This is a genomic window from Phocaeicola vulgatus ATCC 8482 (genome assembly GCF_000012825.1).
Classification (GTDB): domain Bacteria; phylum Bacteroidota; class Bacteroidia; order Bacteroidales; family Bacteroidaceae; genus Phocaeicola; species Phocaeicola vulgatus.
The window spans coordinates 1,683,644-1,695,103 of record NC_009614.1 but is presented as its reverse complement, the minus strand read 5'-3'; the positions used below and the strand labels follow the sequence as shown (position 1 = coordinate 1,695,103).

10 protein-coding genes are annotated in these 11,460 nt (G+C 44.2%); 1 reads left to right on the top strand and 9 read right to left on the bottom strand.

Translation table 11 applies throughout. From position 1 onward, the window contains the following. Positions 1–31 precede the first annotated feature (31 nt). The 7 genes from BVU_RS06385 to dapB all read right to left on the bottom strand — a co-directional run bounded on the left by BVU_RS06385 (position 32) and on the right by dapB (position 7,428). Positions 32–1,390, bottom strand: coding sequence for a transposase (locus BVU_RS06385; RefSeq protein ID WP_008667781.1), 1,359 nt, complete (start codon positions 1,388–1,390; stop codon positions 32–34). A 265-nt stretch (positions 1,391–1,655) separates the two neighbouring features. Further along, a complete protein-coding gene (gene uxuA, locus BVU_RS06380) occupies positions 1,656–2,831 on the bottom strand; it encodes a mannonate dehydratase (RefSeq protein ID WP_005849805.1) in 1,176 nt (391 codons plus the stop codon). Between the two features lie 39 nt (positions 2,832–2,870). Next, on the bottom strand, positions 2,871–3,683 hold the full coding sequence (locus BVU_RS06375) for an SDR family oxidoreductase (RefSeq protein ID WP_005838725.1): 813 nt from the start codon (positions 3,681–3,683) through the stop codon (positions 2,871–2,873). A gap of 4 nt (positions 3,684–3,687) precedes the next feature. Continuing rightward, positions 3,688–4,344: a WbqC family protein gene (locus BVU_RS06370; RefSeq protein WP_011965112.1), complete on the bottom strand. Its 657-nt coding sequence runs from the start codon at positions 4,342–4,344 to the stop codon at positions 3,688–3,690. After that, entirely contained in the window at positions 4,344–5,207 is an 864-nt protein-coding gene (gene lepB, locus BVU_RS06365) for a signal peptidase I (protein ID WP_005849811.1), read from the bottom strand. Before lepB ends, BVU_RS06370 begins: the two co-directional genes overlap by 1 nt. Positions 5,208–5,244: 37 nt before the next feature. Next, complete coding sequence (locus tag BVU_RS06360; protein ID WP_005849813.1) at positions 5,245–6,669, bottom strand: S26 family signal peptidase; 1,425 nt, start codon at positions 6,667–6,669, stop codon at positions 5,245–5,247. Between the two features lie 3 nt (positions 6,670–6,672). After that, a complete protein-coding gene (gene dapB, locus BVU_RS06355) occupies positions 6,673–7,428 on the bottom strand; it encodes a 4-hydroxy-tetrahydrodipicolinate reductase (protein WP_005849815.1) in 756 nt (251 codons plus the stop codon). 83 nt (positions 7,429–7,511) lie between these two features. Between dapB and BVU_RS06350 the strand changes: the two genes are divergently transcribed. Further along, complete coding sequence (locus BVU_RS06350; protein ID WP_011965111.1) at positions 7,512–8,777, top strand: DUF2851 family protein; 1,266 nt, start codon at positions 7,512–7,514, stop codon at positions 8,775–8,777. 157 nt (positions 8,778–8,934) lie between these two features. Here BVU_RS06350 and BVU_RS06345 read toward each other — a convergent pair whose 3' ends face one another. Both BVU_RS06345 and BVU_RS06340 read right to left on the bottom strand, forming a co-directional pair. Then, positions 8,935–9,936 carry a metallophosphoesterase family protein gene (locus BVU_RS06345; RefSeq protein ID WP_011965110.1) on the bottom strand — a complete coding sequence of 334 codons (1,002 nt, stop codon included), beginning with the start codon at positions 9,934–9,936 and terminating at the stop codon, positions 8,935–8,937. Between the two features lie 25 nt (positions 9,937–9,961). Further along, complete coding sequence (locus BVU_RS06340; RefSeq protein ID WP_011965109.1) at positions 9,962–11,443, bottom strand: SusD/RagB family nutrient-binding outer membrane lipoprotein; 1,482 nt, start codon at positions 11,441–11,443, stop codon at positions 9,962–9,964. Between the last annotated feature and the right edge of the window lie 17 nt (positions 11,444–11,460).

The window sequence follows — 11,460 nt, the reverse complement described above, 5'->3', positions numbered from 1 at the left end:
GACCTCTTCTGATTCTGTGAGTAAAATCATATCATGCTGCTTTAGCTGTTTTGTTTCTGATTTTTTCTATCATCAGTATGGCATTTGCCGTATGTATTCCAAAGAAAATCCACAGTATTTCCGTCTTCCTGTTTCTGGCCTTTATCCTTGAGAGCGAGTAATGTTGCTTTTGAGTGCCGAAGCTTCCTTCAAGCCGTGTTGCCCTTTCTTTTGAGAGTTCGCTTCTAAGCACCTTCCTCAAAGGCTCATCTTTGGCCGCCCTTCCCTTGCGCACAAAGGATGTGGATATCCCATATTTTGTACAGAACTTTCTGTTGGCATTATTGGCATATATGGAATCGGCAGCCACACATCTTACCCTTACATTCATAAGCTTCTGCTGCATACGGATACAGTCCTTCAAGCGTATACCCTCATTGAATGCCTTGAACGAGAGGTGTTCGATGAACGATATGCCGTCTATCTGTATATTATTGACCTTTGCACCGAACTCGACGGACTTGGTTTCCTTGCCTCTGACGATGGGACGTACATAATGACGGTCAATGCTGACGATGCGGTCACTGACTTTCCGCCCTTCAAACATTTCCTTTTCTTGTACAAGCACCTTTCTGATGATGGAAAGACGCTTATGATAATCCTGGGTATATCGGAGTAAAGCACCGTACTCGCTATGGATCCCATCCCTTTGACTGAGGAGCTTTTCAAGAAGCTTGATCATACGGCGCTTAAGCATTCTTGTCCTTGAAGCTCTCCTCTTTCTTTTCTTGCAGTAGGACAGATAGGATTCCGCCACATTCCTGTATTTGTTGCGCGGACGCCTTATGCCCAACTCCCTGCAATGCCGGCATATATGCCTGTAGAGCCATTCGAGGCTTTCCCAAAGGAGTTTCATGTCCGTAGGAAAACGCATGTGGCTTTCATAGCATGTGGCATCGGTCATGCAGACGTGAAGGTTATCAAGATAAGGTTTCCAGTGTGAAGCCAGGAGCTCCTGGAAAGAATCAATGTCAAGGCGGGATGCTATCTCATTACGGATGGCACTGACTATCTTGAAGTTGGTTATGGGAAGGGACGGGGGAATCATAATTCCACAGAAAATCTGGTAGTGTATGTTCCCGTTCAGATGTTCCACCAGTTGCCTGTCGGAGAATCCGGTGTATGCCTTCAGGACCATAAGGGCGATCTTTGCGGAAGGACTGAATCTGTTCCTGCGTCCCAGGCGCCGGTCCGACAGGCCGGCGGCTTTTGCCATACATTCAAACGGAAAGACCGAATGAAGCTTGCCAAGCTCACTCTCATTAAAACTCTTGCGGTATTTTTCCAGAATATCAAATTCTGTAAAACCCAAAGTAGGGTGAATTTCTGAAATATTCACTATCTTTGCCATATCTTATTAGTTTGGATATTTCCCCCGTTTTGGCCGTCAAATCTTATTTTCGGGGGAATACCTAAAGATACAAAAAAGCCAACTAATTCGCAATACTTTGTGTATGAATTAGTTGGCTGATTTTGTAATATTTAATGAATGTCCCTAATTAATATCTGTATTTGTCTAGAAAGCCCCTATTATCCAGCCTTTAAACAAAATAAGACCTGAAGATCTCCGGATACCGGAAGACATTCAGGTCTTATTTTTATATGTTAAAAAGAAGTTACTCTGCCACCATACTCATCGCTATTCCTTTTTCCAAACCACGAAGCTCGGCAAGGCCACGCATACGTCCCAAACAAGAATAGCCCGGATTTGTTTTCTTGTTCAAATCATCTATCATCTGATGACCATGATCCGGACGCATAGGAATAGATATTCCACGACGTTGCTGCACTTTCAACAGGTTCTTAACTACATGATACATGTCCACATCACCCTCCAGATGATTCGCCTCATAAAAGTTCCCTTCAGCATCACGTTGGGTACTGCGCAAATGAACAAAATTGATACGGTCTCCCCAACGTTCCATGATACCCGGCAAATCATTCTGTGCAGATACGCCAAATGAGCCACAGCACAGACAAAGTCCGTTTGACGGATTAGGTACAGCTTCCACCAACAGCTTGAAATCCGCCTCCGTACTCATAATGCGCGGCAAGCCCAGAATAGACATAGGCGGATCGTCCGGATGAATAACGAGCTTTACTCCCACTTCATCGGCTACCGGACAAATTTCTTTCAAGAAGAAAATCAAGTTATTGCGGAGTTTGTCCGCATCAATATCCTTGTAACGGTCCAGTTCATTTTGGAATTGCTCCAATGTAAAACTTTCCTCCGAACCGGGCAATCCTGCAATCATATTTCGTGTCAGACGATGAATTTCTTCCTCATCCATTTGTGCCAGACGCGCTTTTGCCTTTTCTATCTCTTCGGCCGAGTATTCCTTTTCGGCTCCCGGACGTTTCAAGATGAACAGATCGAACGCTACAAAAGCAGCCCGCTCAAAACGCAATGCCTTGGAACCATCGGGCAACGTATATGCCAGGTCCGTACGGGTCCAATCCAATACAGGCATGAAATTATAAGTCACAATATAGATACCACATGCTGCCAGATTACGCAAACTCTGTTTATAGTTCTCGATATATCTCAGATAATCTCCTGTCTGTGTCTTAATATGTTCGTGTACGGGCACGGATTCTACGACACTCCAAGTTAATCCTGCTTCTTCAATCAATTTCTTGCGCTTCATTATTTCCTCTACCGTCCATACTTCACCGTTGGGAATATGATGTAAGGCATTGACAATACCGGTTGCTCCGGCTTGTTTGATGTCCCACAATGATACGGGATCATTCGGTCCGTACCAGCGCCATGTTTGCTCACATAAAATCATATCAAATAAAAAAATTGAGAATTAAAGACTAAAGACTTGTTACATGGCAAATGCATTGAAGCCACCATCTACTACGGCTACTGTACCGGTTACAAAGCTGCTGGCATCGCTGATGAGATACTGGATGGTTCCACACAATTCCTCTGCTTTACCGAAACGTTTGAACGGAGTCTGGCGAATCACATCATTACCACGCTGAGTATATGTACCATCTTCGTTTGTCAACAAAGTACGGTTCTGTTCGGTCAGGAAGAATCCCGGAGCAATGGCATTCACGCGGATGCCTTCACCAAATTTCGTAGCCACTTCATTGGCCATGAACGCAGTGAAATTAGAGATTCCCGCCTTTGCAGCCGCATAACCACATACACGAGTCATCGGACGGAATGCCGCCATAGAAGAGAAGTTCACAATAGCCCCTTTCTTCTGTTCCACCATCGGCTTCAAAAATACCTGTGTAGGCAGAACGGTTCCGGTAAGATTCAGATTAAGCACTTTCTGAAACTCATCAACTTTCAAATCAAAGAAATTTCCTGTAGGAGCAATCGTAGCACCCGGCATATTACCTCCTGCTGCATTCAGCAATGCATCTACACGACCATATGCTGCGAGAATATCCTTCAGATTCTGCTCCAATATAGCCTCATCCAACACATTCGTTACAAGAAACATGGCTTCCCCGCCTTTGGCCTTGATTTCGTTTACAATGGCATTTCCTACTTCTGCCTTACGACCTAATATAACAACCTTGGCACCTTCTTCTGCCAAATGGGCGGCAATAGCCTTTCCCAAAACCCCTGTTCCACCGGTGATTACCACCACCTGGTCTTTTACACTAAACAAATTATTCATGATATTATTCTTTATGGTTTATACCTTTAACACTATCTCGCAAAACAATCAGGCTCTCCGGCCCCATATTAAACAAAAGATCGGCGATACTCAAATTCGGCAGAAAACCGTATTTGGCATCAAAAACTTGATAGTAAGGTTTAGGGCAAAAGTCAGCATCCGCCTCACGCCAGTCACGCTTCGGATGAATAGTCTCACGAAAATCAACCTCACCCGGAACAAATTCCATGCAATATTCCGTTGTTCCTTCCATATGGGGATGAATATCGATCAAATCGCATACTAAAGAACAAATTTCCTGATTATAATCCCACAAGAAGGCATATTTCTTTTCATAAAAGACGTGGAAATCATCAGCATAGTACTCAAAGAAAGGACTGTTTCTATATGCAGCCACCAAAGCATTCCAATGTATATGACGCCAATTGCCATGATCCGAAATGCGGACATCCTTCATCAGGCATTTAGGTGTACCGCTTTTTTCCGTAGGGATAGTCAGTGCCAGCGGACCGTCGGCTGCCGCAATGACACAACGGTTGCGATAAGTCTGTTTCACATAATTGTCATACTGTTCCACATAGGCCTTCTCACAGGCAAACAGTTTTGTATAATATTCCACCGGGGCCAGATAGGCCGAACTTAAATATATCGTATTCTCCATTATTGCACTCGTTGAAAAATGCGCCCTTTTCTGGATGAAAACCAAATGCGCCAAGCTTTACCGATCAAATGGTCATCGGGCACCAGGCCGAATAAACGCGAATCACACAGATTCACCGGATTATTGGATGCCATCCAGTAATAATTTTTATTAAATGTATAGGCTTCTACAGGTTTTTCCCCTACATACAGGGTATCTCCCCTGACAGAAGCCACTCTCCCTTCATGGCGGACAATAGTATTGCACAACAAGGTCACATTCCAAGGATATACCTTGACAGGTTTCCCTTTTTCCGGGATCACAAAGGGATGGCTCTTGCTTATATCCTTATGATAAAGAGGAATCAAATCCACTTTTCCCGCCAGTTTTTGTTTTAACAGGTAATATTCATAATGACTGAAGGTACGTATATACTTCCCCTCGGCATACCCCACCAACCTGTTTCCCTGAATGTTCACTTGCTGCATGGCAGCCTGCATCGTTTCTTCTTCCGTATGAGAATAGACATACAAAGATTTACTATCCGGGCTCAACACTTGTTCGTCGGTCACCCACAGTTCATCATTCAACATCAACGTATCTCCGGGTACTCCTACCACACGGCTTATAAACACTTCCCGATTGCCCACCGACGTCTGAGGAGACCGTGGATTAGGATTGTTGAACAACACAATATCCCCTTTCCCGGCAGTTTTTCCCAGCCACCGCCAGATAGAAAAAGGCACACGAAACCCATAACTCCACTTATTCACCAAAACCCTTTCCCCTTGATAAAGGCTATTCTCCATACCGGTAGAGGGAATGGTGCAGGAGGTGAAAGCAAATGTCTTTACCAACAGTACCAGAATGACAGCAGTAAGCATTGCTTTTATCCATACAGGAATACAGGGTATGCGCAATTTATTTAATGTTATCTACAAAGGTAAACAATCGGTTCCAACGTATTTTTCCATCCAGCCAGCCACGGTCATTATCCAATGACAACCAGATAAAGATAGGTTTTCCCACCACATGATCTTCAGGAACAAATCCCCAAAAGCGGGAGTCAGCCGAATTATGACGGTTATCTCCCATCATCCAATAATAATCCATCTTGAAAGTATACTCATCGGTTTCCTTGCCGTTAATATAAATCTTTCCATCTTTCACCGCCAGTTCATTACCCTCGTAAACATGAATAGGACGCTCATAAACAGGAAGATTCTCTATCGTGAGTTTCACCGTCTCTCCCTTTTTGGGAATCCATACAGGTCCGTAGTTATCCGTAGTCCAGTTCTTATACATATTCAGCGGGTACAAGCCCCCCGCATCATCAGCCGGTGTATTCTCAATACTGACTACAATATCCTTACGCGCCAACAAACCCGCTTTCGCTTTTTCCGTCAGAGGCATATTATAAACAGAAGCATCCGTATAATACATCATCATATCCTCCTTGCTGATACCCAGTTCATGAGCCAGGTCATCGGGAATAGGACGCTTGGTTTTCACCAGATAACGATACTGCACATTATCAGGCTCTTTATTAGCTTTACCATCCAAATAAATAATACGATCCTTTATCTCCAGCGTTTGTCCGGGCAAACCCACACACCGCTTCACGTAGTTCTCACGGCGGTCTACCGGACGGCTGATTATCTCACCGAAATTCTGTGGATTCTCTTTCAGGTACTCCCGTCCCAACTGATAATAATAATCATAGACCACCCGTTGCTGCTCCGGAGTCATGGAAGCCAAATCCACCGGTTTTGCCAGCTCCTTGCCTGCGCCATAACTCAGACGGTAAATATCATCATTGGGCACACCGGTGGCAACTGTATCTCCGGCCGGAAAGTTAAAGACAACGATATCATTCAACTGTACATCCCCCAAACCTTTCACCCGTTTATAATCCCATTGTGGATGCTCAAGGTATGATTTACAATTAAAAAACGGCAGTGTGTGTTGTGCCAACGGCATGTGCAGCGGAGTCTGAGGCACACGGGGCCCATAACTCATTTTACTCACAAACAGATAATCACCCGTCAGCAATGATTTTTCCAGCGAAGAAGAAGGAATCACATAGTTCTGGAAGAAATAGAGGTTGACAAAGTATACCGCCACCAGTGCGAATACAATAGCATCCACCCATCCCATGACAGTCACTACATGACGGTTCTTGGACTCTCTCCACCAAGTCCATGGAATCTTCTTTGTGATATACGCATCGAAGATAAACGGTACAACCACCAATCCCAGCCAGCTTCTCAACCAGACAAGAAATATCAGGTAAAGCGCCAGAACAACGGCAAACTTAATCCACTGTGTACGTGTTGCTCTTATCATATCTTAAAACTGAAATAAATCACTCATTCCTAATAACCCTTCATGCCTGGATGTATATTCCGCCGCCAAAACAGCTCCCAAGGCAAACCCCTTCCGATTCTTGGCATCATGGGTAATTGAGATGCTGTCCGCCTCAGAGTCATAGCGGATAGTATGAATACCAAACACCTCCCCTTCACGGATCGAATTTACAGGAAACTCATTCTCGGCACATTCCGATGTTCCCGACACGGTTCCATCCGGTGCCACCATGGTCCCTTTCACCCATTTACTCTTGCGGTTCATATTTTCCAGAATTCCTTCGGCCAGCGTGATGGCTGTTCCGCTGGGCGCATCCAGTTTATGAATATGATGAGTTTCGGTCATGGAAACCTCGTAAGCGGGAAAGTTATTCATTATTTTAGCCAAGTATTTATTTACAGCAGAGAATATAGCGACACCCAGACTGAAATTAGACGACCAGAACAAGGTTTTTCCACCTTTCGTGCATAATTCTTTCACCTCATCACCATGTTTGTCCATCCATCCGGTACTGCCCGATACCAATTTGACACCGGCAGCAAAAGTTTTCATATAGTTATCATATGCCACCATCGGGTTAGTAAACTCAATAGCCACATCTGCTGATTTAAATGCTTCCGAATTAAAATCATCTTGATTATCAACATCTATAATACTCACAATCTCATGTCCGCGGGCAACTGCAACCTTTTCAATCTCCTTGCCCATCTTTCCGTATCCTATTAATGCTATTTTCATAATTACGAATGTTATTTCAGCCACAAAGATAGCGTTTTTCGTTGTAAACCATTACATTTGCCAAACATTTACACCTCATTAACATGGAACAACTATTACACTATGTATGGAAACATAAAATATTTCCTCTCAAAGAACTGAAAACAACAACCGGCCAACAAGTGGAAGTTATAGATACGGGACTGGCGAATACCGACGCCGGTCCCGATTTTTTTAATGCCAAGCTCAAGCTGGACGGTGTGCTTTGGATAGGCAATATCGAGATACATGAAAGATCTTCAGACTGGTTCAAACACGGACATCATGCAGATGCCGGTTACAACTCTGTCATTCTGCATATAGCCTCCGAAATAGATACGGAAATCAGCAGGAGCAATGGAGAAAGAATCCCCCAAATACAACTCATCTGCCCGGAAGCGGTCCGCACCAACTACAAGGAACTGTTGGAAACAGACAGCTACCCCCCTTGTTACCGCATCATTCCTTCACTCCCCCCTTTCACCGCCCACTCATGGATGACTGCCTTACAGATGGAAAGATTCGAGCAAAAAGCGACCTTATTGAATGAACGGTTAAAACGTTGTCAAGGCAATTGGGAAGATGCTTTTTTTATCACACTGGCACGTAATTTCGGTTTCGGGCTGAACGGAGACGCTTTCGAAACCTGGGCTCATCGGCTTCCCTTCCGGGCAGTAGACAAGCATCGGAACGACCTTTTCCAGATAGAAGCCATCTTCTTTGGACAAGCCGGCATTCTGGAAGATTCTGATGGAGACGGATACTATCTCCGGCTAAAAAAAGAGTACACCTATCTACAGCATAAATTCGGACTTATCCCGATGGATGCTTCCCTATGGCGTTTTCTCCGGCTACGTCCTGCTAATTTTCCGCATATACGGATTGCACAGTTGGCATGTCTTTATCATCGTGCCTACGGACTGCTCTCTCGCATCATGGAAACGGAAACACTACAAGGTGTCAGAGATATTCTGAAAGGAGGAACGTCAGAATACTGGCTCACTCATTATACATTTGGCGGTTCTTCCCCTTCCCGTCCGAAGACTCTAAGTAACACCTCACTGGATTTACTCATTATCAACACGGTAGTGACATTTCTCTATGCTTACGGACTGCATAAAGGGAATCGTGTACTTTGTGCACGTGCCGGCTGTTTTCTGGAAGAATTGAAAGCGGAGAACAATTATATCACCCGCATGTGGGAACAATGCGGAATGAAAGCCTCCAATGCCGCCGACAGCCAAGCTTTGATACAATTAAAGAAAGAATATTGCGATAAGAAAAAATGCCTGTATTGCCGGATAGGGTACGAATATCTGAAACGGTCATAATATTCTATCACCCTGCCGGCCATTATTAACTATATCCATAGAATGCCGACAGGGATGTATGAAGCTGTGACAATAATTTATGTATAACAAATGACGAAACAGTCTTGTCACCGGAAGGACAGGTACTGAGAATCCCCCTATCCTGCCCAACTGACTATTATTCTCTTTGGAAATCAGACGGATAATTTACTTCATTAATAATCTTTCCTCCCTCCAAACGCTCCCATGTCTTGAAAGAGCGCACTCCTTGTGTCAGTTCAATGACCCGTGCCCCATTTCCTCCCGGAATATCGTGATAAACGGTATTCCCTCCGGTAAACCGTCCATAGCACAACAAAATCCCTTTCCAATCAACCACATAATCATTCACATGGTCGTGCCCCACAAATGTAGCCATTATGTCTCCTGCATTCAGCATAGCAGCATACAAACCTGTATTAATCAACGGAGCACAAGCCTTTTCCTTACGTGTTCCTATCAATAACGCATTTTCATCTTGCGCCGCTTCATTATATTCCGGAAAAGGAATATGAAAGAAAGCTAACGAGGGCAGTGGCTTGCCACCATTACGTTCCGTATATCCCACACTGCTCTCAACATACCAATTTATCTGATCCGGCCTTATCCAATCATACCCTTTTACCTGTTTCAAAGACGAATACGCATTGCTATCGAAGACATAAAGCACAGCTGCATCCTTCTTTCCGTCTTCCGACTTCAAAGGAAGTACATAATTAGTAACTCCCGAAATCCCTGCCGTGGTAGAGGTCAGATTACCCGGCATATCTTTGATATATTCCAGTAACTCAATACGGGTCATATCTTGCTCATCATCATGGTTTCCCCAAGTCACGGCAAAAGGCAAACGGCGGGAAACAACAGGTTCCAAAGCTTTAGACAATGCCTCGCTCGCCGGCTTGCCAAACACCAAATCACCTGTATAAATCACCAAATCCGGTTTCTCAACATCCAAGACCTCATTCATTCGCTCCGCCGCTTCTTCCGAGGCAGAGTCTCCCGGTACCCAATGAACATCAGTGAACTGAACAATCTTAAACTTCTTGTCTGCATTGAATTTCAGCACATTTTGCGCGCTTACCGGCATCATCCCTACACAAAGCAGAGCCAACACACCACATAATGTTTTTATCTTTTTCATCATCCTAAAAATTTATTTAAACTGATTACTGCAACCACCAAGGCTTATCCGAGGTTTTATCACTTCCACCAAACTGCTCATTCAAAGCAGCCTCCACATGAGTGGCATTGTTATTATATTCATCCTGCGGATACATCCAGCGATAAGGCAGACTAACTCCTGCGGCACGGCGGAAATCGGGATACCCCGTACGAAGCGCCTCATAGTAGGGTAGCCATACACTTCCCTGCAAAAATGTCGGCAAATACTTTTGCATAATAATACGCTCTATCTTCTCATCAGTAGAAAGGGAAGAGGAATAAGCCACCTTGTCATTTCGAAGGTATTCTGCCGCTGCATCCTGAGTGAGATAATCAGCTACCGACACAGCATATTTCTGATAAAACTCAAAAGACGCCTTGACGGCCGATTCATAATAAATCTTGTCATCTCCCTGAATCCATCCTCTTACTACAGCCTCAGCCAATATAAGCTGCTGTTCAACGTAACCTAACAAGACCATAGGCTCATTGGTCGGAGTCTGGTAATAACGGGGAGCAGGCTTGGAACAGTTTCCAGCCACCGCCTTATCATTAACCAAACTATAAGGAACAGCCGGATCACCCCCGTCATAAGAGCTGAAATCATTAATCGCTTTTCCGGCTTTTTCAGCATTCGGAGTTTGCGTGGCAACAGCAAATAAACGCGGATCCTGCCGTGTAGCCAATTCAGCAATATAAGTGGAATCCATAAAACGCCCCGAACCGAAATCGCTGTCATTAAAATACGGATAACGGTTATCCTGCTGGTCAAGATAGATCAACTGCCCGTTATCCGACAAGCTTTCCATTAAAGGTCCGTCGGCTACAATCTTTGAAAACTCCGATTTAACATCTATATCACCTACCTTCTCTTTTCCCGACAAAGACATCAAAATACGTAAGCGGTAAGCATTAATCAATTTTCTCCAATTAACCAAGTTGCCATTGTAGATAATATCTCCCGAAATAATCTCATCACTGCCTTCAAGCATTTTATCGGCCTCTTCCAGTTCCTTCAAAATGCCGGCCAGCACAACTTCCTGCGAATCGTATGCCGGCTGGTAATTCGCATCTGTTTCTGCCTTAAGCGCATCCGTATAGGGGATACTTCCAAAGTCCAGAGTCAACTGATAGAAATAATTGGCACGGAAGAAATGAGCCAAAGCCTGATAAGCACTTCCTTCTCCGGCCTCTTCTGACATTTTGGTCACATCACGCAAATTGCTATAATAATCAAAATCCCCACGCGTCCATTTATAAACCTGATACTTGCTTTCTCCCGAAGTCAGAATCAGCATCTTGGCTGCATGGCAAGCATCCGAACTGGTTTGATTGAAAGCACTATAAGCAACTCCGGTCAACAACAGGGAAGGATTGGTAGTAGTGGCATTATTAGGATCCACATTCATCTCTTCCAAATCAATGCAAGCACTCATTGCAAAGGATACGGCAAGAAGAGATGCCATGTATTTGATATACTTCTTCATCATATTTTGAATAAACG

Bases quoted from the DNA above. Each gene is read 5' to 3' on its own strand.
- BVU_RS06385 (WP_008667781.1), bottom strand. From the start codon at position 1,390: ATGGCAAAGATAGTGAATATTTCAGAAATTCACCCTACTTTGGGTTTT.
- uxuA (WP_005849805.1), bottom strand. From the start codon at position 2,831: ATGATTTTATGTGAGCAAACATGGCGCTGGTACGGACCGAATGATCCC.
- BVU_RS06375 (WP_005838725.1), bottom strand. From the start codon at position 3,683: ATGAATAATTTGTTTAGTGTAAAAGACCAGGTGGTGGTAATCACCGGT.
- BVU_RS06370 (WP_011965112.1), bottom strand. From the start codon at position 4,344: ATGGAGAATACGATATATTTAAGTTCGGCCTATCTGGCCCCGGTGGAA.
- lepB (WP_005849811.1), bottom strand. From the start codon at position 5,207: ATGCTTACTGCTGTCATTCTGGTACTGTTGGTAAAGACATTTGCTTTC.
- BVU_RS06360 (WP_005849813.1), bottom strand. From the start codon at position 6,669: ATGATAAGAGCAACACGTACACAGTGGATTAAGTTTGCCGTTGTTCTG.
- dapB (WP_005849815.1), bottom strand. From the start codon at position 7,428: ATGAAAATAGCATTAATAGGATACGGAAAGATGGGCAAGGAGATTGAA.
- BVU_RS06350 (WP_011965111.1), top strand. From the start codon at position 7,512: ATGGAACAACTATTACACTATGTATGGAAACATAAAATATTTCCTCTC.
- BVU_RS06345 (WP_011965110.1), bottom strand. From the start codon at position 9,936: ATGAAAAAGATAAAAACATTATGTGGTGTGTTGGCTCTGCTTTGTGTA.
- BVU_RS06340 (WP_011965109.1), bottom strand. From the start codon at position 11,443: ATGAAGAAGTATATCAAATACATGGCATCTCTTCTTGCCGTATCCTTT.